Source organism: Paraflavitalea soli (assembly GCF_003555545.1).
In the GTDB taxonomy this organism is placed as follows: domain Bacteria; phylum Bacteroidota; class Bacteroidia; order Chitinophagales; family Chitinophagaceae; genus Paraflavitalea; species Paraflavitalea soli.
Window position 1 is genome coordinate 4,182,032 of record NZ_CP032157.1, and the last position, 20,188, is coordinate 4,202,219.

At 48.0% G+C, this 20,188-nt stretch carries 16 protein-coding genes; 3 read left to right on the top strand and 13 right to left on the bottom strand.

Annotated features, from left to right (window positions below; all coding sequences use genetic code 11):
- Positions 1-99 precede the first annotated feature (99 nt).
- Together D3H65_RS15500 and D3H65_RS15505 are read right to left on the bottom strand one after the other, a co-directional pair.
- The gene (locus D3H65_RS15500; protein ID WP_119051184.1) at positions 100-1,785 is read right to left on the bottom strand and encodes a M56 family metallopeptidase; all 1,686 of its coding nucleotides are present in this window, start codon (positions 1,783-1,785) and stop codon (positions 100-102) included.
- Positions 1,786-1,803: 18 nt separating this feature from the next.
- Positions 1,804-2,208, bottom strand: a complete 405-nt coding sequence (locus D3H65_RS15505; RefSeq protein ID WP_119051185.1) for a BlaI/MecI/CopY family transcriptional regulator — start codon at positions 2,206-2,208, stop codon at positions 1,804-1,806.
- Positions 2,209-2,379: 171 nt separating this feature from the next.
- Here D3H65_RS15505 and D3H65_RS15510 point away from each other — a divergent pair, with 171 nt between their 5' ends.
- Complete coding sequence (locus D3H65_RS15510) at positions 2,380-2,835, top strand: YhcH/YjgK/YiaL family protein (protein WP_119051186.1); 456 nt, start codon at positions 2,380-2,382, stop codon at positions 2,833-2,835.
- Between the two features lie 95 nt (positions 2,836-2,930).
- On the opposite strand, the gene D3H65_RS15515 is transcribed toward D3H65_RS15510, so the two are convergent.
- The 9 genes from D3H65_RS15515 to D3H65_RS15555 all read right to left on the bottom strand — a co-directional run bounded on the left by D3H65_RS15515 (position 2,931) and on the right by D3H65_RS15555 (position 17,634).
- A complete protein-coding gene (locus tag D3H65_RS15515; RefSeq protein ID WP_119051187.1) occupies positions 2,931-5,147 on the bottom strand; it encodes a xanthine dehydrogenase family protein molybdopterin-binding subunit in 2,217 nt (738 codons plus the stop codon).
- Positions 5,128-5,604, bottom strand: a complete 477-nt coding sequence (locus D3H65_RS15520) for a (2Fe-2S)-binding protein (RefSeq protein WP_119051188.1) — start codon at positions 5,602-5,604, stop codon at positions 5,128-5,130. Before D3H65_RS15520 ends, D3H65_RS15515 begins: the two co-directional genes overlap by 20 nt.
- A gap of 91 nt (positions 5,605-5,695) precedes the next feature.
- Positions 5,696-6,619, bottom strand: coding sequence for a DUF4249 domain-containing protein (locus D3H65_RS15525; protein ID WP_119051189.1), 924 nt, complete (start codon positions 6,617-6,619; stop codon positions 5,696-5,698).
- A 3-nt stretch (positions 6,620-6,622) separates the two neighbouring features.
- Positions 6,623-9,010 carry a TonB-dependent receptor gene (locus D3H65_RS15530; RefSeq protein WP_119051190.1) on the bottom strand — a complete coding sequence of 796 codons (2,388 nt, stop codon included), beginning with the start codon at positions 9,008-9,010 and terminating at the stop codon, positions 6,623-6,625.
- A 146-nt stretch (positions 9,011-9,156) separates the two neighbouring features.
- Positions 9,157-10,581, bottom strand: coding sequence for an efflux transporter outer membrane subunit (locus D3H65_RS15535; RefSeq protein WP_119051191.1), 1,425 nt, complete (start codon positions 10,579-10,581; stop codon positions 9,157-9,159).
- An 88-nt stretch (positions 10,582-10,669) separates the two neighbouring features.
- Complete coding sequence (locus D3H65_RS15540) at positions 10,670-13,822, bottom strand: efflux RND transporter permease subunit (protein WP_119051192.1); 3,153 nt, start codon at positions 13,820-13,822, stop codon at positions 10,670-10,672.
- A 102-nt stretch (positions 13,823-13,924) separates the two neighbouring features.
- Positions 13,925-15,160, bottom strand: coding sequence for an efflux RND transporter periplasmic adaptor subunit (locus tag D3H65_RS15545; protein WP_245999756.1), 1,236 nt, complete (start codon positions 15,158-15,160; stop codon positions 13,925-13,927).
- A gap of 394 nt (positions 15,161-15,554) precedes the next feature.
- Positions 15,555-16,187: a TetR/AcrR family transcriptional regulator gene (locus tag D3H65_RS15550; RefSeq protein ID WP_245999757.1), complete on the bottom strand. Its 633-nt coding sequence runs from the start codon at positions 16,185-16,187 to the stop codon at positions 15,555-15,557.
- Positions 16,188-16,521: 334 nt separating this feature from the next.
- On the bottom strand, positions 16,522-17,634 hold the full coding sequence (locus tag D3H65_RS15555) for a Gfo/Idh/MocA family protein (RefSeq protein WP_119054532.1): 1,113 nt from the start codon (positions 17,632-17,634) through the stop codon (positions 16,522-16,524).
- A gap of 227 nt (positions 17,635-17,861) precedes the next feature.
- On the opposite strand from D3H65_RS15555, the gene D3H65_RS32955 reads away from it, so the two are divergent.
- Together D3H65_RS32955 and D3H65_RS15565 are read left to right on the top strand one after the other, a co-directional pair.
- Complete coding sequence (locus D3H65_RS32955; protein ID WP_162915654.1) at positions 17,862-18,179, top strand: hypothetical protein; 318 nt, start codon at positions 17,862-17,864, stop codon at positions 18,177-18,179.
- Positions 18,158-18,388 (top strand): helix-turn-helix domain-containing protein, encoded by a 231-nt coding sequence (locus D3H65_RS15565; RefSeq protein WP_119051195.1) that lies wholly within the window; start codon positions 18,158-18,160, stop codon positions 18,386-18,388. The genes D3H65_RS32955 and D3H65_RS15565 overlap by 22 nt, the downstream gene beginning before the upstream one ends.
- A gap of 40 nt (positions 18,389-18,428) precedes the next feature.
- Here D3H65_RS15565 and D3H65_RS15570 read toward each other — a convergent pair whose 3' ends face one another.
- A complete protein-coding gene (locus D3H65_RS15570; RefSeq protein WP_119051196.1) occupies positions 18,429-18,827 on the bottom strand; it encodes an iron chaperone in 399 nt (132 codons plus the stop codon).
- Between the two features lie 184 nt (positions 18,828-19,011).
- Complete coding sequence (locus D3H65_RS15575) at positions 19,012-20,094, bottom strand: DUF2652 domain-containing protein (RefSeq protein ID WP_119051197.1); 1,083 nt, start codon at positions 20,092-20,094, stop codon at positions 19,012-19,014.
- Positions 20,095-20,188: the final 94 nt, after the last annotated feature.

Here is a 20,188-nt window from a genome sequence, read left to right on the forward strand (position 1 = left end):
TTCGACAGCGTTTGTCCCTCGCTGCGGGACTCAGGCTGACAGCCTACAACCTGACTTCTTCTCCACCTGTAAGGTGCGCATCATTACAGGGAGTGGTGATCAGATAACGACGGTTGCTTTTTGTTTTTCCTGCTGTTGTATCCTTATACGTTCTGCGTGTTGACGGTCTTTATCGGCTTGCCGGCGGCTTTGCTCTGCATCCGCCCTGTCACGATCTGCCTGTGCCCGATGTATGGCAGCCTGCTCGCGGTCCCTATCGGCTTGTGCGCGGTCGCGCTCTGCCTGTTCACGATCCTTGGAAGCCTGTAATCTGTCGTGGTCGGCCTGACGACGATTTAGTTCTGCATTGGCTCTGTCACGCTCTGCCTGTTTTCTATCAATATCAGCTTGTGCACGATCACGTTCAGCCTGCTCACGGTCGCGGGCAGCCTGCTCGTAATCTTTCATAGCCTGTTCATGCTCTGTTGATGACTTAGTAGCTTTTAGTACCGTGCATGGGGGTTTCGGCTCTATCTTATTTGTAACAGGCGGGACGGCAGCTATTACTTCGTTGTTTACCGGGGGAACGGGTATGGCCATTTTCTCCACGGGCGGTTTAGCAGTTGCAGGTGTTTGCCTGGTCACCACTTCCGTATTTCTCTGTATTGGGGCCTTCTTTCCTTTTGCAGTCATCAAAGCATCCGAGGACCTGTATTCCTGTAGAATGTCTGCATACATTGCATTTACAGGGAGGATGATACCGTGTGTGCCGCCGGTTTTATTGGCCATGGTGCCCAACAGGATTAAACAAACGAGCAGGCTTCCCAACACAAATATTTTCTCTCCTCCACTGAGGGCGTTGTTCCTGTTTTGGATGATGCGGGTAACACGCTGCAACAGGTGGCTTTTTTTACCAGGAAAGGTTATTGCATATCCCGAGGATGGTGCATACAGCATGTGTTCCTTGAAGCTGATCAATGCCTGTATAAATTGTTTCTTGTTGCCGGTATGGGCCAATGCCACATCATCGCAGCAATGCTCTCTTTCCTGCTTTAATAAAGAGGAAACCCAAAGTAGACCGGGATTGAAGAAGAAGATGTTTTCAGCTATGTTCTGCAACCAATTGACCAGGTAATCGTTTCGGCGGATATGTGCCAATTCGTGCAACAACACCGCTTCTACCTGGTCGGCGGGCAGATGGGCCAATAAACCGATGGGCATGTAGATGATGGGTTTTAAATGACCAATGACCACGGGTATTTTGGTAATGCCGGATTCCAGCAAGGTGACTGTTTTCTTTATTTGCAATTGTTGTGTGAGCGCGGTCATTTTATCCTGCCAATACAAACCTGGCTGCTGGTGTTGGTTTGTTCTTACACTGCGTACATATGCGAAGGCGCGACTCATTTGCCAGCACTTAAAGGAGAAGAAGGCAAACCAGGTGGCTACTATAACGGTGGCATGTTCAGAACAATACTGGGCCAGGGCAGCGGGCCAGTGACGGATAGCATAATCGCGCAATACACTAATGCCACTAATGGTGGCGGTCATGGACAATGCATTGGTGGCAGTGCTTCCACGGTTCCATTCATACATAAACGTAACGCCGCAAATAGCGAGAAAGGTGAACAAGCAACCGGTAATGAGAGCATACCGTGTAACGGAACGGGCTTTTTTGGTGAAGGTCATTATGATGCCTGTAATAAAGGCCAGCAACAAACCCTGCCAGAGGGAATGGATGAGCATCCAGCAGAATGACTGCAAGCCGCTTTCGAAGATGGATCCGTTTACAAAAAGCCCATTCATAGTTAAATGCTTTAAAGTTTATGCCTTGTCATCCAGCTTTTTCAACATTTCCTTCAATACTTCCAGTTCTTTTTTGGAAGTTTTATCATTGCCCATCAGGGCCACCATCAGGTTGCTCACTGAACCATCGTACATGGAATCAACGAACTTGGTGAGGATGGTACCTTTGGTTTTTTTTTCTTCCAGGGCTGCACTGTAGATATGTTTCATGTTGGACTCATCTCTTGTGAGCATGCCTTTTTCGGCCATCACCTGCATGAGCTTCAAAGTAGAGGTGTACTGCACGGCTTCCTTTTGTTCATTGAGTGTATCATGGACAAACCTCACGGTGGAAGGGCCGTGCTGCCACAGGATCTGGAGTACGTCCATCTCTGACCTGGTGGGTACCGCTTCTTTGGTTTGCATGTCTTTCCTGGCTTTCATAGAACCAAGGTACGATAAAAAACGTACGTTTTATACAAATAGCTATAATTATTTTTGAGGAGGTGGGGAAAATGCGCTTAAGGAATTGATTATGAAACGGGATCCGGACTACCGGATTTTGTATGTAAGTCTAATGGAGTATCTTGCCGGTCCAATTAATTATACCTCAGCATGGTTATCGACACATTAGAAAATGCCGCCCTGTATTATAATCTGGGTCCTAAGTTTGTGAAAGCATTCCGTTACCTCACAGACACGGACTTTACGCAGGTAGCCAAGGGCAAATATGAAATTGATGGTACGGATGTAATTGCCATCGTCAATGAATATGATACGGTGCCCGCTTCCGGCGAACAAATGGAAGCACATAAGAAATACATTGATGTGCAGTACATCGTGAGCGGCGAGGAGTTGATCGGTCATGACCTGCTGCAAGGGCAAACGCCTTCAAAAGCCTATGATGAAGCTGCTGATTACTGGCTGTTTGGAGAAGCGCCTTCCTTTTTCTCGAAAATTGAGCAAGGTATGTTTGCCATTTTCTATCCTACCGACCTGCACATGCCCAATATCAGGGTCAGGGAAGCATCACCGGTGAAGAAAGTGGTAATGAAGGTGAGTGTGGGGTAAGAATAGCTGCGAGCCATGAGCTACGAGCTGCGAGCCATGAGCTACGAGCTGCGAGCCGTTTGCCTGGCATTGTGCGTAGTCGGTTGTGACTGTTCCTAATACTTCCATTCGATCTTAGAAGGCTTCAGGGGAAGTTCACGGAGCCTGCTGCCGGTGGCATTAAAAATGGCATTGGCAATGGCGGCGGCTGTAGGCCCCTGGGCTGATTCACCGGCCCCTACGGCGGGTAAATCAGGGCGGTTGATCACAAACACCTCTGTGTCGGGTACGGCATTGAACCTTAAAATAGGATAGGTATCCCAAGCCCTGCTGCTGATACCCTTTTCGCTGTAACGCACTTCTTCCAGCATAGTCCAGCTGGCAGACTGGATCATTCCCCCGGCTGTTTGATTCTTAATGCCATCGACATTAATGGTCTGGCCTGCTTCTATTACACCGGTGAGTTTTACGAGGCGGTATTGTTTAGTGGCTTTATCCACTTTTATTTCTGCCACCACAGCAAAATAGGATGCGTCATTTTTATATTGGGCAAAGGCAATGCCCAGCCCTACTTCTTTTGTTTTGATGCGCTCCTTCCATCTTGTTTTCTCCATCACCATTTCAATGACTGCGCTGGCCCGTTCATCTTTTAAATATTGCAGCCTGAAGTCAGCAGGATCTTTACCAGCTTTGTGCGCCAGTTCATCCATAAAGGATTCCAGGGCAAATATATTGGCGTAAGCGCCGAGGCTTCTCAAGGCGGAGGTACGCAGGGGACCTTTGTAATTGTACAGGGTCACCTGGCGGAGGGTATCATATAGGGGTATGCCATTACGGTAACTGGCTCCGGAATAACGATTGTTAGAAAAAGGAAATGGCTTCTCCAGATCACGGCCGGCAATAAAGTGGCCCGCCTGGCCACCAGGCCTGGCGATGTGGGTATCGGACCATATCTCTGTATTAATGGCCAGGAGATTGCCCTGTGCATCCAGACCGGCTTTCATTCGCAACAACATGGCCGAGCCGTAGGGCTCCCAACTGTGTTCATCTTCCCGCATCCACTGCACCCGTATGGGTTTGCCCGGTACTGCCATGGCCAACAGCGCGGCATCAGCCGCTACATCATCAGCGCCATTGTGTCCATAACACCCTGAGCCGGGAACAGCGATTACCCTGATCTTTGACTGGGGTATGGCCAGCAGATCGGATAAGGTGCTTCTGAGCGGGAATGCACCTTGGGTGTGTGACCACACGGTAAGGAGATCCTCTTTCCATTGGGCCACTGCACAAGAGGGCCCGATGGAAGCATGCATGTGGTAAGGCCGTTTGTATACAGCTTCCCATTGTGTAGGGGCAGCCGCAATAGCTGGCGCTACGGCCTCATTTTTTTCCACCACTTCGCTGTTGGCTGTTTGTTGGATGATATGATCATATAAACCGGCCTGGGCAGGCAACAAGGAGTACTTATTCCAGATAGCAGCTTGCTGTAATAACTTCAGGGCTTTGATGGCCTGGTATTCTTCCTTTACAACAATACCTACAAAACTTCCATTACGTACCAGTTTCACGATACCGGGAAGGGATGCCAATGCCTGATCGGGCAATGCTGTAAGCTTAGCGCCATACATGCGTGGACGCAGGATCCTGGCGTGTAACATTTCAGGCAGTCGCAGATCCTGCACATAAACCGGCTGCCCGGTGACCATGGCTTTGATCTCTTCCCGCGGGTGTGGAGTGCCCACCAGGGTATATTTTGCCGGATCTTTGAGGGGTGCTTTGCCTGTAACGGCGCCTTCTATGGACCTTCCTTTCAATAGAGCTGCGTAGCTAACAGACTTGGCGGTACTTCTGGCTGTCACAACGCCCTCTCTCACTTCCAATTCCTGAACAGGCACAGCTAAGGTTTCAGCGGCCATATCGAATAATCTTTTCCTGGCTTCCGCAGCAGCTGCCCGGATGGCGCTGCCACTACTTGTAATGGAAGCGCTGCCAGAGGTATAACGTTCATCGGCGGTTTGGGCGGTATCGGCAATAATGATGCTGACGTTTTTCATGTTGATGTCCAGCTCTTCGGCGGCGATCTGCATGAGAGCAGTTTTGATGCCCTGGCCCAGTTCTGTTTTTCCGGTGAGTACGGTCAGGTGCCCTTCCGCATCGATCCTGATCCAGGCGTTGATATTGCCTTCATCGGGAGGAAGCGGTACGCCGCCCGTGTCCTGAGCCTGTGCAGGAAATGGCAGTGGCAGGATGCTGAAGCCAATGACGAGCCTGCCTGTATTCTTCAGGAAAGAACGCCGGCTGGTATTGAATGGATTATTGGGTTGAATGGACATGGGCGGCTGCTTTTTTGATGGCGCTGATGAAACGTGTGTGTGTGCCGCAGCGGCAGAGTACACGCTGCAGGGCTTCTCTTATTTGGGTATCTGAGGGGTTCTTATTTTCTTCCAGCAATTCTTTGGCGCACATGATCACGCCATTGAGGCAATAGCCACACTGGGCTGCCTGTTCTTCGATACAAGCCTGCTGAATGGGATGCAGGTGTTCAACGCTGCCGATACCTTCGAGAGTGGTGATCTGGTGGGCCGCAGCGGTGGCACAAGGCACCATGCAGGAGGGCTGGGCCTTGCCATCCAGCCATACCATGCAACTCCCGCAAAGAGCCATACCGCACCCATATTTGGGGCCGTTAAGCCCCAGGTTGTTGCGGAGGGCATAGAGTAAGGGCATTTCGGGATCGATGTTCAGTGACCAGTCTCTACCATTGACGTGCAGCAATATGGCTTGTTCCATCAGGAATTGTTTTTATGGATGGGAATAAAGCATGAGTCGATAAAAATATAGAATAGTTACAGGGGAAAGGTACCAGGATTGAGGATTGATATTATTTAACATATATGGCTTTTGAACTGAGGCTGAAACCGCTGAAACAGCCGGTCACGTTCTCGCCGGAGATGGTACTTAGCAGGGTGACAGGTGTGGCAAAGGGGCCATCATTATTGGCAGCCTTGTTGAAACTATCCCAAAAGTTGTACACCTTCCTTTCCACGCTGGCCATATAGATGGTAGCGGTATCTTCCAATACAAAGCCATAGGAAAGGGTTAAATGAATGTTCTGGCCATTCACCGCATCATCGGTGCCAGGGGTGTACTCGCTGCTACCGAAGGCCCCCCATCCAAAGCTATTGCGCTGGGCACCAGTCCACCAGTAATAAAGCTGGGTATTGCCAATGGTATCGGGGTCTTTGTAGTGAACGGTAATCCGTGCTTTGTCCTGTTTCTTATCGCCATCGATATCTGTAAAATGATAACCAACGGAAAGGCTGTCGATAGGAATAGGCTCTACCAATACGGTTATGGCTGAATAGTGTTTGCCCTCTGCTTCAATATCGAGGCGGTAATATTTTCCGGGTTTTCCTTTCAGGGCATTGGCAGAATCTGTAGCCAGTTTAGGATCGAAATAGAAGCCGGGCAAGGCACCATTGTTCAGCTGGGGCAGCCGGGTTTCTTTGAGCCTGGTGGCAGTAGTTTCATCCCATTGGAAAGTTTTATCGGGCAAAAGCATTCCTTCGGTAATGGATACCTGTGCGCCTGAGACGGGTATATTCTCAAAACCAGGTTCATAGAATGCTTTGCTCTTGCTCAGTGCCACATAATTGTACAAGGGCATCTGGTTGTTGATATATGCCTCTACGATCAGCTGGGGCTCACTGTTTTTAAGTGCTATATCAAAGTTCCGTTCGCAGGAAGTAAGCGCCAGGAAGGAAAGCAGGAGAAGGACAATATGGTAGGCAGGTGCTGCTTTCATATATTAAAATTTAAAGTTCCAGGTAACGCCTGGTATAATGGGGAAAAGAAATACTTTTTTGCCCTGGATGGTTTGGTCCTGTTCTTCCACATCCAGGTAAATGAAATAGGGATTGTACCGGTTATACACATTATAGAGGCTAAAATTCCAACTGCTTTTAAAACGTTTCTTCTTATCAGGCCTGGGGGTATAGGTAAAAGCTATGTCCATCCGATGGTAGGCCGGCATGCGGTAATCGTTGATCTTATCGTATTGGTTGATGCTGGTGAATATAGGTTCACGCTCATAGGCGTTGATACCCAGCCGGTATACAAAGCGGCCGGCAGGCATGGTGAGGGCATTGCCGGTGCCATACACAAAAACAGCGGAGAGGTTCCATTTCCTGCTAAGGGTATAATTGGTAACGAGGCTCAGATCGTGTGTACGATCGTACCGGTAGGGAAAGGGCCTGCCATTGTTCATATCCGGGAAAGTTCTTTCGGTACGACTGAGGGTGTACCCGATCCAGCCGGTTAATTTGCCTGTTTTTTTCTGCAGAAAAAACTCCAGTCCATAGGCTACTCCTTTTCCAAAGATCATTTCTCCTTCCATATTCTGGTTGAGCAATAAGCGGGCGCCGGGCCGGAACTCTATCTGATTGGACATGATTTTGTAGTAGGCTTCCACATTCAATTCCCAGGCGCCATTGGCAAAGTCTTTAAAATAACCTGCTGCCAGTTGTTCGGCTTTGGCGGGTTGAACAACCTTGCCTGAAGGTACCCAGAGGTCGCTGGGGAAAGTAGCTGCACTGGTAGTAGCCAGGTGCAGGTATTGGATGGTGCGTGTATAAGAAAGTTTGATGCTGGCAGTGGGCGATAATTTGAATAAAGTGCTGAAACGGGGTTCGGGATAATGATAGCGGGCTATGCTTTGGCCTTTTGTATAGCGTGCGGTTTCACCGGTAGGAGATCCATCAGGATCATACTGCACGTATTCAGTAGGTCCTACCTGGTTGAAATAGCTGTACCTGAATCCCGATACAACGCTGAGCCAATGGTTGATGTTGAGATCGGCACTGAGATAAGCAGCAGCTTCGTGGGCGTACTGGTCGTTGATATTGGTCTTGAATTCCTGAATGCCGGCACTGGAGTTGCCAGCGCCCGGCCGGAAGCTATGCCATATATATTGGGCGCCCCATTTCCATTTAATGCGGGGACTGGCCATGTATATCCAATCATTTTTTATCTGGTAATCGGTAAGTCCGGAGGAGAACAGCAGGCCGTTGGTACCAAAGGAGAGGCGACTGTCGAGGTTGAAGTCATTGCGTATGATGGCCAGTTCCTGTTTTAGTTTTTTGTTGAACTGTTGTCTCCAGGTAAGGCCCAGGATGGTATTACCCCATTTGGCATTGAAAGTACGTGGGGAGCGCTTTTCATCATTGTCTACATAGGTAAAATCATCATTGCCCCGATAGAAGTTGAGGAATAAGGTATTGTTCTTATTGATCCAAAAATCTGCTTTTGCATTGATATCATAGAAGTAATATCCATTGTCGCCAATGCTATCAGGCGCAATTAACCTGGCCACCTGGTCAATGTAGGTTCGGCGTGCGCTTACAATAAAGGAAGATCTTCCTTTTACCAGGGGGCCTTCCAATGATATGCGGGAAGAAATGATACCTATACCGCCACTGCCCTTGATGGAATCTTTATTGCCTTCGCGGGTATCGACGGAGATCACGCTGCTGAGCCGGCCTCCGTATTCGGCCGGGATGCCGCCTTTAATGACCTCCATATTCTTAACGGCATCTCCGTTGAAGATGCTGAAAAAGCCCAGGAGGTGGTTGGGATTGTAGACGGTAATGCCATCGAGCAACATAAGATTCTGATCGGGCCCGCCACCGCGTACATAAATGCCTGCGCTGGCCTCTCCCCCATTCTTAATACCGGGCAGGAGGGTAATGGTTTTGAGGGGATCAACTTCACCCAGCACCACAGGTAATCTTTTGATCTGTTCAATGTTCATGGATTGTGTGCTCATCTGGTTACGTCGTACATTGCGGTTTGCTGTTACCAGCACATTGTCCAGGAGGCCTTCGCGGGCGTTCAATATAATTTTAATGGAGGTATCGGCGGCGAGGGAGATGATAAGAGAAGCCGAATAATGGCCAACAGCGGTTATACTGAGGCGATATTTCCCCGCAGGCAAACTGGTAGATGTGCGACCGGAGGAGTCTACCAGGCTGGTTTGCCTGTTGATCTTTATAGTGGCGTGGCCCACAGGAACCTGTGCGCTGTCCGCCACCTGGATTGTCAAGGTATAGTTTTGAGCCAGGCATTCCTGCCCAGTTATACCGAATAAGAACAACAACAGGCAACGGATAAGGTAGTTGTTTTGGATCACTGCTCTCATGCCATTACTAAGTTACTCCAATTTAAGGATGAGGAAGGCAGAGGGGTTGATTGGGGCGGGCAGGCTTAGGGTAACAAAAAATGGGCCATTCCGCCTGAAGCAGGAATGACCCATTTTATTTTCATGGATAAACTCTCTCCTTAATCTTATTTCCAACCGCCGCCCAGGGAGCGATACAGCTCAACCACTGCGCCCAACTGGCTGCGCTGAACGGCTGCCAGGTTGAGTTCTGCCTGAAGGGCATTGGTTTGGGCAGTGATCACTTCAAGGTAGTTGGCCATATCACTTTTGAATAAAAGCTGGGCATTACCCACGGCTTCCTTCAAGGTATCGACCTGGCTACCTGCCAGTATGCGCTGTTCTTTCAGTTTTTCTACCTGTACGAGTGCGTTGCTTACTTCTCCGGTGGCCAGTAATACGGATTGTTTGAATTGTATCACGGCCTGTTCTCTTTCGATCTTGGCTATTTCAAACCTGGTTTTCAGTTCTTTTTTTCTGAAAACAGGCTGCAGGATGGTACCCGTTCCCAGTGCAAAAAGCGATCCGGGTATTTTGAACCAATTGAGGAATTCGTACGCTTCGAGACCTCCGCCTGCGGTAATATTAAGCGCGGGATACATATTGGCCTGCGCTATACCTACCTGGGCATTGGCCATTACAAGGGCCATTTCGGTGGTCCTTACATCGGGCCTTCTGCTCACCATGGCTACAGGTAAACCTGCCGACAAGGCATCAGGAATAGTCAGATCGTTCAGGGTAGTGGCGCGGGCCAATTTGCCTGGCAGTTGTCCTGTCAAGATCTGCAGGGCATTTTCCTGGAGTGCGATATCCTGCTCCAACTGGGGAATCAATAAAGCGGTGGTCTGCTTTTGTGCTTCGGCCTGGCGAACAGCCAGGGTAGTCACCTCACCGCCCTGTTGCAGGATGCGGGTAACATTCACAAAGCTGTCATTCAATATCAGGTTGTTACGGGCAATAACAAGTTGCCTGTCGAGCATCAGAAGATTATAATATCCCTGGGCAATGTCAGACACCAATTGGGTTTGCACTGCTTTGGCTGCTTCCTGTGTCTGGAGGTATTGGGCGATGGTGGTTTCCTTTTGCCGGCGGATCTTACCCCATATATCGGCTTCCCAGGAAATATTAGCCACCAGCTGGTAATTCTCCACGTATGATTTACCCAAAAAGAGGGGAACGCTCTTTCCATTCAAACTGTTATCGGATACCCGGTTAATGGAACCCGATGCTTGCAGGTCTACGGTAGGTAATTGAAGGAGCTTAGCCTGTTTGGTATTCGCATTTGCAATGTCGATGCGCTTGATGGCTACCTGCAGGTCATTGTTATAGGAGATACCCCTGGTAATCAATTCCCGGAGGGTGGCATCGGTAAAGAAGTCCTTCCAGGCGATATCTGCGATACTGCTGGTATCGGCAAAACTTTGTTGGGCCTGGGTGCCGAACTGTTGTGGCAGTTGTACCTGTGGGCGCTGGTAATCTTTGCCCACTTTACAGCCAGCCAGTATGAGGACGGCCAAAACTGTTGTGTAAATAGGAATATGCTTGTATTGCATTACTATATCCGTTTAAGTGCTACAATTTTTATTCTGAACATTCCAGGTGACGCTTTTGGAAGGTGTCACCTGGAATGAATTAATTGGCTTATTCGCTCAGGCTGATCTCTCTTGGTCCTGTTCTGCCGGTTATTTTCTCCTGCAGGTATTGGAATATTACATAGAGTACGGGTATGATGAATATACCGAGAATTACACCTGTAAGCATCCCTCCTACGGCACTGGTACCGATGGATGCATTACCCTTGGCAGAGGCGCCATGTGTAAATACAAGCGGTAACAGCCCCACGATGAAGGCAAAAGAGGTCATCAGGATCGGACGCAACCGGAGCCTTGATGCTTCGATGGCTGATTCAACGAGCCCCATACCTGCCCTGCGGCGCTGTACAGCATACTCAACGATCAGGATGGCGTTCTTAGCCAACAAACCTACGAGCATGATCAAACCGATCTGTACATAGATATTGTTCTCTACACCAGCCCATCCAATGAAAGAGAATACACCCAATACGCCGGTAGGAATGGTCAAGATAATGGCGAACGGCAGGATATAGCTCTCATATTGGGCTGCCAGGAGGAAGTAAACGAAAATGATACTCAACAGGAAGATGAAACCTGTTTGTCCTCCTGTTTTGATCTCCTCACGGGTTACACCGGTCCACTCATAAGCAAATCCCCTGGGCAATGCCTTCTTAGCTGTTTCTTCCACGGCTTTGATGGCATCACCGGTACTGTAACCAGGCTTGGGAACACCATTGATGGTTACGGCATTGAACAGGTTGTTGCGGGTTACTGTTTCCGGCCCATACACACGCTTCAGGTTAACCACGGTTTTAGCAGGCACCATTTCACCGGCATTGTTCTTTACGTAGATACCATCGAGTGATTCGGTATTGGTACGATATTTAATATCGGCCTGCGCCATTACGCGGTAGTATTTACCAAAGCGGTTGAAGTCAGACACGTAGCTACTGCCGAAATAGATCTGCATGGTTTGCATCAGCTCTGTGATAGAGATACCCAGTTGCTTCGCTTTTATGTTGTCTACTTCGATCATATACTGCGGGTTGCCGGTAGCAAAGGTGGTGAAGGCATACGCGATTTCAGGCCTTTGCATCAGGGCGCCGATGAAACCCCAGGCGGTATTGCCCAGTTTATCGAGCGGTCCGTTGGTCCTGTCCTGCAGCATGAATTCAAAACCACTCACGTTACCAAAGCCCTGCACGGTGGGGAAGTTGAAGAAGAAGGCGCTGGCGCCTTTTACCTGCGACACCTGTGCGGCAATACCATTGGCAATCTGATCGGGGTCTTTTACAGCGCCTCTGTCTTTATAATCTTTCAGCCGCATAAAGCCTGCTGCATAAGGAGAAGCGCTGGCATTGCTGATGAAGTTGAGACCATCAATTACATAAAGGTGATTAGCTGCTGGATCTTTCCTGATAATGCTATCCATCTTTAAAGTAGCCTCACGGGTCCTTTCGAGTGAACTACCGGGAGGGGTATTCACAGCATACAGTACGAAACCCTGGTCTTCTGTAGGGATAAAACCGGTTGGTGTGGTCTTTACCAGCCAGAAACTGATAGCAGCGATGGCTACCAGACCAGTAATGGATATCCATTTATGACGTATCAGGAAGCCGAGGCTTTTGATATACTTATTGGTAACAGTATTAAACCCTGCGTTGAAAGCGCCGAAGAAACGGGCTCCGAACCCTTTCTTTTTACCATGTCCTTCTTCTTCATGTCCACCTTTCAGGAACAATGCGCAAAGTGCCGGGCTAAGGGTCAAGGCATTGACAGCGGATATTAAGATGGCGATGGCCAGGGTGAAGGCAAACTGTCTGTAGAATACACCGGCAGGGCCCTGCATGAAGCCTACGGGAATGAACACCGCAGCCATTACGAGGGTGATAGAGATGATGGCGCCTGATATCTCATTCATAGATTGCAGGGTTGCCACTCTTGCCGGCAGTTTGGTCCTTTCCATTTTTGAGTGTACGGCTTCCACCACCACGATGGCATCATCCACCACGATACCGATGGCCAGTACCAGGGCGAAGAGGGTAAGGAGGTTGAGTGTGAAACCAAACAACTGCATGAAGAAGAAGGTACCAATGATGGCCACGGGAACGGCGATTGCCGGGATAAGGGTGGAACGGAAATCCTGCAAGAAGAGGAATACCACCGCAAATACCAGTACAAAGGCGATTACCAGTGTTTCTGTTACCTGGTCAATAGATGCATCGAGGAACTCCTTGGAGTTGTACATCACGGTCGTTTTCACGCCCTTGGGCAATGTACGTTCGAATTCTTTCAGTTTCCGCTCTACTTCGGTAAGGATATCGTTGGCATTGGAGCCGGCTGTCTGGAGTACGGCAAATCCTGCTACAGGATTACCATCCATGCGGCTTTGGGAAGCATAGGTATAGGAACCAAATTCTACACGGGCCAGGTCTTTCAGGCGCAGCATGGAACCATCGCTATTGGCTTTGATCACGAAATTCTCATAATCTTCACCCTGGTTCAGCTTACCCTTGTATTTCAATACATACTCAAATGACTCTGCACTGTTCTGTCCCAAACGGCCGGGAGCTGCTTCGAGGTTCTGGTCTTTGATGGCATTGAGTACATCCTGGGGAGAAAGGTTGTTGGCAATGAGACGATCGGGTTTCAGCCAGATACGCATGGAATAATCCTTGGCGCCAAAAACCTGGGCCTGGGCAACCCCGGGTACGCGCTGAATCTCGGGGATGAGGTTGATCTTGATATAGTTTTCCAGGAACAGTTCATCGTACCCCGCCTCTTTATCACCTGAAAGGGCCACAAACATGATGAAACTGTTCTGTACTTTCTGGGTGGAGATACCCGCCTGTACTACTTCTGTAGGCACCTGGTTCACAGCTTTGGATACACGGTTCTGTACGTTTACAGAAGCGATATCGGGATCGGTTCCTTGCTTGAAGAAGACGGTAAGGGTCATACTACCATCATTACTGGAATTGGAAGTCATGTAGGTCATGTTTTCCACACCATTGATGGCTTCTTCCAATGGAGTGGCTACGGAACGTGCCACTACTTCGGCATTGGCGCCGGGGTACAGGGCTGTTACCTGTACGCTGGGCGGTGCGATATCCGGGAAAAGTGTAACAGGCAGTGTATATAACGACAGGCCGCCCAATAAGAGCAATATGATGGAGATGACCGTCGATAATACGGGCCTTTCAATGAATTTTTTAAGCATGGGAAGAGAATTAGAATTCAGAATTTAGAATTCAGCATACAGAATTTAAGCATTCAGTATACGGCATTAATCTACAGTATACTGAATACTGTATTAGTGTTCTTACAATGGTTTTGCTTTCAATAAGCTGTCGGCAGAAATGGGTTGTGGTACGATGACCATTCCATCCTGCAGGTTACCGGCACCGGCAAAAACGATCTTCTCACCTGGTTTAAGACCACTTTCCACGAAGTACCAGCCTACAGATTTACCTGATACGGTAATTGGCTTGCTAGCTACTTTATTACTATCGCCCACTGCGAATACGAAGATCTTGTCCTGTATTTCGAAGGTAGCTTCCTGCGGTACTACTACGGCTTGTGTAAAGTTTTGTGGTATCCGTATTTTACCGGTGTTACCAGAGCGAAGCATACCGCCTGCATTAGGGAAAGTAGCTCGGAAACTGATGGTACCAGTGGATTTATCAAACTGGCCATCGATGCTGCTGATCTTTCCTTTTTGCGTATAGGTGCTGTTATCGGCCAGGAGCAGTTCAACCCCTGGTACTTTCTTCACTTTCTCATCGATAGTATTACCTGCGAATTGTTGTTTGAAAGTAATAAACTCTGCCTCGGTCATAGAGAAGTAAGCATATACCTCGCTAATGTCGGACAACAAAGTAAGCGGCATATTCTCGCTTTTACCTACCAGGCTACCTGTCTTATAAGGTATGCGGCCAATATAGCCACTAACGGGTGCGGTAATGTAGGTGTAGCCAATGTTGATCTTAGCGCTGCCAACCTGTGCTTTGGCTTGTTCTGCTGCTGCATTGGCAGCATCATAAGCCGCACGGGCGGTCTTGAGTTGCACTTCGGAGATCACTTTATTGTCTACCAGTGGAATGAGGCGATCGACCTCTACCTGTGCTTTTTGCACATTGGCCTGTGCAGCCAGTAAGTTTGACTGGGCGCTGCTGAGTTGCTCATTGTACACGCGGGCATCGATCTTAAATAATGGCTGGCCAGCCTTTACATAAGCGCCTTCATCTACAAAGATCTTCTCGAGAAAGCCTTCTACCTGTGGGCGAATTTCAACGTTGACCTTGCCTTCCAGTGTAGCGGAATACTCCTTATAAGTAGTACCAGGGGCTACCGTTACTGCTACAACGGGTAGTTGTGGCGGAGGCGGTGCGCCAAAGCCTGCTCCGGGGGCAGCAGATGAGCCGCAGCTATATAATAAAATAATGACAACGGCACCCAATAAAACGTGACCCAGCGAGGCAGCGATGCGTTGCGCGGCCGGGTAAGCAGAAGCAGTAAATGATTGTTTTGTTCTTTTATTCATCTTTATGTATTGCATAACAGGTTGTTTACAGGAAGCAGGGTTTGCTTCCGGTTTATAATAAAACAGGTCAATATTTCAACAATATGCTTATGGCAAAAGCATGGCAATCGACATGAGTTTCTATCAGTCGGGTAGGATAATCAATGCTGATCGTAGCTATGACGAACGGATGTGACGAATACAGACAAATCCCGGTATTATTATTCCGATCCTTTGCCTGCAAGTAAGAGCAGGAGGATTTGTTGTTTCATGGCTTCTTTCCCTTTCGTTACTGTTTATCCCGGCAAATGAATGTTGCGCCATTATTTCCCCACAGTATTCAAGTGGGGCAAAGCTAATTAAATTAGTTATGGACCACTAAATAAATTAGCCTATTTTTTTACGCACAGGATAAGTTCACCTTATGGAATTAAGCGAGGTTTTTAATAAACCCTTCTATCGCGTCGTCCATTACCATTTTATTAAGATCGTCTGATACATCGGATGTTCTCATCATTTTGATGGAGATGAGGCCATGTATAACGGACCAGAACGTGTGACTTTTAAGGCATACACTAATGTCTGTTCGTTTGTTTCTTACCAGTATTTCGGATACGGAATCCGATACAAGGGTTCTGAAACTGATCTTTTCCGGCAGGCAGCTGCAGTCGTCGACTTCAGCGCAAGGGATACCCAGGCTGAACATTACCTGGTAGAACTCCTTGTTTTTAAAAGCGAAGTTCCAATAGGCATCTGCCATCGCTTTCAACTGCATGGCCGGATCCATATGCTTGCTTTTGGCCAGTTGCAGCTTTTTAGCCAGGAGACAGAACCCTTCCCGGGCAAACTCCATAAGAATACACTCCTTGTTCACAAAATGGTCATACACCACGGGGACACTGTATTCTATAGCATCGGCAATCTTGCGGATGGAGAGTGCCTGCCACCCTTCCTCTTTTACAATTTGCCAGGCTGTAGCCAGTATATTAGAGCGTACCTCCTCTTTTTGCCGTAACCGTCTTTCTGATATTCCCATCGTTACTTTTTCTAACAGTGTTAGCAAAAGTAACGACGTTTACCTTACCGGCAAGTTTTTTTAAGAGAAAAATTGTCTGACACCAATTTCCAGTGCGCCGGTACTGGTTTCCCGGGTATTGATCACTTCTTACCTGGAAACGTTGCGGTAAACGGCAGTTATTAACAAGGTTAGCGGCAACAAAGTTCGCAGGGTAAAAGTAGATTGATTAAAATTTATATCCGGGGGGCAATTGCGGCAATGTAAAGGGCTGAATACGACCGTATCAGAACAACAATAACAAGCGTTCGTACGAAGAAATGTATCGATAAACTGTACCGGAATATTAATGTTGCAACGTTTGCAACAAAGCAGTAGCCCCCTAAAGTGTTACCTTTTTTCCTGTTTTGACAGCAGCATAGATGGCATCGATAATTTTCAGGTCTCGTACGCCTTCTTCTCCGTCTACGGGTATGATGGGTCGTTTGCCTTCCAGGATGATGCCGGCCATCTCATCCATTTGTACGGTTTGGTGGGTATTATGAGGCTGGGTAAGCTCTCCTTTGTGTGTACGTCCTTTGATGGGGCCATATCCGGTGGAGGGCTGCAATTCAGCATATCCATTCGTTCCATTAAGGAAAAAACGATCGAGGTTATTCATGCTGTAGGTAGACAGGCAGGAGGCCACTGCCCCTGAAGGAAACCCCATTTGGAACTGTATGGTCTCGTCTACGCCTTCCTTGAATTTAACGGGGTCTGTCTTTGTTTCTTCTGCAGTAACCCAAATGGGCTCCTCCCCTGTCATGTAGCGGGCGCCATTGATGGAATAGATACCAATGTCCATCATTGCACCTCCGCCGGCGAGTTGTTTATTGAGGCGCCATTGTGTAGGGTCACCAATCCTGAAACCAGAGAGCCCCTGGAAGAAGAGGATCTTTCCTAATTCACCGTCTTTACGCATGCGCACGATCTCGAGTGTTTTGGGTTCAAAATGCATCCGGTATCCTACCAGTAATTGTACGTTGGCTTTTTTACAGGCATCCACCATTTCCTGTCCTTCCCGGGCAGTAAGGGCCATGGGCTTTTCGCAGATGGCATGCTTACCGGCTTTGGCTACACGAATTACCTGATCGTGGTGGAGGGCATTAGGGGTAATAACATACACAGCATCAATGTCGGGATTGTTTTTGATGTTATCGAAGTTCTCGTAGTTGTAGCAATTCTTTTCGGGAATATTGTACTTTGTCTGCCAGGCCTGGACCTTGGAGGGGGTACCACTAATAACGCCCACCAATTTGGCCTTTTGAGAGGCCTGCATAGCATCAGCTACGCGGGTACCATAACTGCCGAGGCCCATGATGGCCACTCTTAATACGGGCCCGTCGTAGGGCTGCTCTTCACGCTGACCGGGTTCCCTTAATTCATCAAAAGATAATAATGGGAATGCGATGGAGGCTGCTGTTATTTTTTGGAGGAAAGAGCGTCGTGTATTCATAGCAAGGCTTTTGGTTGTGTGGTAACACAATTTAAGGATAAATGGCCAATTCATATTAGCAAGTTGCCAATGATGTTGATTGTTTTATCGATTTATGTTTGTTATTTTAGTGCAGCCGCTATTTCCCCTATGCAGTACACAATCCACGACTCTAAGAAGTTTATCTACGCTATTGCTCCAATGCCCTGTCTGTCGTAAACCGTACAGATCAACCAATTATTGCTAATATGTCAGAAAACCTTGTGCCAGGATCAATTCCGCTTTCCCATGAGATCAATCAGCAACTATCACGCATCAGACTGAGTAAAGAATTCTGCAACAAAGAGATGTTGTGCCGCTTTCTTGAATATGTGGTGGAGGAAACCATTGCGGGTCGTGTCAATGAGATCAAGGAATACACGATTGGCACGCGGGCGCTGGGCCGGCCAGGGGACTTTAACCCACAGTTTGATGCCTGTGTACGTATTCATGCCGGCAGGCTGCGGCAGGCACTGCATCGGGATTCATCAACCAGGAATACTCGATGCGATTTACAGATTTTGTGAATCTGCACCGGATCAGTCACGCCATCATACTGATCAGGCAAGGCCAGGCCTTTAACTGGAGCCTGGAAGGACTCGCCAACCAATGTGGATTCAATAACCGCAACTCGTTCCGGGAAGCTTTCAAGCGGTTTACAGGCCATATTCCTTCTGATTACCTCAAAAATAAAAATGCAGTGCCCCTGCTCAGGGTGTATAAGAAGGCAGGATAAAGAGTTGGGAGGCAGGAGTAAAGAGTACGGAGTCGGGTTATTAGGCTTTCGCCTTCTTCTTCACAGGCTTCACGGCTCCCTTTTCCTTGTTTTCTTTCATCCTGAACTGGACCATCTTCTTGATCAAAGCTTTGGGTAATGGTTCATCGTGAGGAAACTGAATAGCGGATTTACTCACATTGTATTTGGCCAGATCGGTCTTAAAAGTTGCCAGGAAACGAGCACTGAAGGGATAGGACAAGGAGATATGTGATTTATAAGCAGAATAGTAGACCAGGAAGCCAAAGTACTTATAGGCTGGTATCTGGTAACTGATCACTTCTTCGGCATCGGGGGCTGCCTTTGTAATGATGCCCCGGATGATTTCCAATCTTTCCACTACCTCCGGAGGAAAAGTACTGTGGTATTGATCTACTGTTTTAAAATCTGTTTTTGCCATACTGGTACATTTAAGCTGTAACAAATTTACTTGTCGCGGTCAATGTATCTCAGGGGGAAAAAGGACAAAATGCTGGGGGAATTGCGACTTGGATAGCTTTTAGCCTTTAGCTATTAGCTGTTGGCCTTGAGGTATTGGTCCCTGGCTGTTCGGTAACTCCTAAAAGCTAAGGGCTAATACCTATTTAGAATTCCAGGGGCAGTACAATGGTCTTTACAAATGCATCGAGGTTGAGCAAAGACTGTTGCAGGGTTTGCTGCAATTTCTTTTTCTCCGTCAGGGTAAACAGGACCTGGTTGACCCAATTCCTTGTCAGGTAAAAATCAATGGTGAGCCTGGCCTGGTGATCACCCATTTTTTCTATAGTGTAATAGAAGGCCCGGGTTTTCTTTTCTTCGGTTTCACTGAACATGACCTTTTCTTCGGGATTGTACATAAAGCTACTGGTGTACATGATCACACCCTTCCCATTTTCGTATAGATGACGATGGCTGCTACCAATACCGGGCAGGAAATGTTCCACTTCATCTACTGCCTTTATGCCTTTCTGCCAATGGTGACGAAGATCGAAGTGCACGACCGTATAACAAAGGGTCTTGATGTCTACATCATACTCTTCTGTAACAGATAACATCTTTACCTTTTTTGCCAACTCCAGGTAAGGGGCGGGTAAGGGAGGCAATTCATTTTTTAATTCGCTGAGCTGGGTATAATGAAAGGGTATTTCACCTGTCTCGGTTTGTTTGGTGCTGCGGTTCCATTGCATCCAACCGGCGAAATCTACGGGAGGAGCATCCTGCAACAGGTTTTGGGTCACCAGCCAGTATTCATGTTGGTCAATATCATTTTTCAGTAGCTGGTGGGCAACGATCACATCTTTGCCAATCAGCTTGCTGAAGTTCTTTACATTGTAAGTAGTGAACTCTCCATAGTGGGTAATCACTTTTAAGCTGAGGTTGATGGCTGATATACAAGCCTTGCATTGGCAAATACGCCGCTGGTTGTACGCATTGATGTGCTGGTGAAAGGCGGTGAACATAGTTTGTACCTGGTGGTACAAGGCTTCCAGTTCAACAGGATCGCCAAATTTATAAAAGAGAATCGCGTCACCTTCCACTTCAGACACTTCAAGACCTACCTGGTTGGCATTAATGAGTATTTCGAGCAATTGCTGAATGATATGCCGGCTGTGCTCTATTTCAATTTCATTGACAAACCGGGTAAATCCACTGATATCAGGAATGAAGAGCAGGCCTTTATGGGGCATTTTTTATTTAAAGTTACGGTTTAAATCGGGAAAGCTCCGAGCTGTGAGCTGCGAGCTACGAGCCGCTTGCTTAGCCGACTGATCCGTGCTAACA

Excerpts from the sequence above, each read along its gene's own strand:
- D3H65_RS15500 (WP_119051184.1), bottom strand. The coding sequence starts at position 1,785 with ATGAATGGGCTTTTTGTAAACGGATCCATCTTCGAAAGCGGCTTGCAG.
- D3H65_RS15505 (WP_119051185.1), bottom strand. The coding sequence starts at position 2,208 with ATGAAAGCCAGGAAAGACATGCAAACCAAAGAAGCGGTACCCACCAGG.
- D3H65_RS15510 (WP_119051186.1), top strand. The coding sequence starts at position 2,380 with ATGGTTATCGACACATTAGAAAATGCCGCCCTGTATTATAATCTGGGT.
- D3H65_RS15515 (WP_119051187.1), bottom strand. The coding sequence starts at position 5,147 with ATGTCCATTCAACCCAATAATCCATTCAATACCAGCCGGCGTTCTTTC.
- D3H65_RS15520 (WP_119051188.1), bottom strand. The coding sequence starts at position 5,604 with ATGGAACAAGCCATATTGCTGCACGTCAATGGTAGAGACTGGTCACTG.
- D3H65_RS15525 (WP_119051189.1), bottom strand. The coding sequence starts at position 6,619 with ATGAAAGCAGCACCTGCCTACCATATTGTCCTTCTCCTGCTTTCCTTC.
- D3H65_RS15530 (WP_119051190.1), bottom strand. The coding sequence starts at position 9,010 with ATGAGAGCAGTGATCCAAAACAACTACCTTATCCGTTGCCTGTTGTTG.
- D3H65_RS15535 (WP_119051191.1), bottom strand. The coding sequence starts at position 10,581 with ATGCAATACAAGCATATTCCTATTTACACAACAGTTTTGGCCGTCCTC.
- D3H65_RS15540 (WP_119051192.1), bottom strand. The coding sequence starts at position 13,822 with ATGCTTAAAAAATTCATTGAAAGGCCCGTATTATCGACGGTCATCTCC.
- D3H65_RS15545 (WP_245999756.1), bottom strand. The coding sequence starts at position 15,160 with ATGCAATACATAAAGATGAATAAAAGAACAAAACAATCATTTACTGCT.
- D3H65_RS15555 (WP_119054532.1), bottom strand. The coding sequence starts at position 17,634 with ATGAATACACGACGCTCTTTCCTCCAAAAAATAACAGCAGCCTCCATC.
- D3H65_RS32955 (WP_162915654.1), top strand. The coding sequence starts at position 17,862 with ATGTCAGAAAACCTTGTGCCAGGATCAATTCCGCTTTCCCATGAGATC.
- D3H65_RS15565 (WP_119051195.1), top strand. The coding sequence starts at position 18,158 with ATGCGATTTACAGATTTTGTGAATCTGCACCGGATCAGTCACGCCATC.
- D3H65_RS15570 (WP_119051196.1), bottom strand. The coding sequence starts at position 18,827 with ATGGCAAAAACAGATTTTAAAACAGTAGATCAATACCACAGTACTTTT.
- D3H65_RS15575 (WP_119051197.1), bottom strand. The coding sequence starts at position 20,094 with ATGCCCCATAAAGGCCTGCTCTTCATTCCTGATATCAGTGGATTTACC.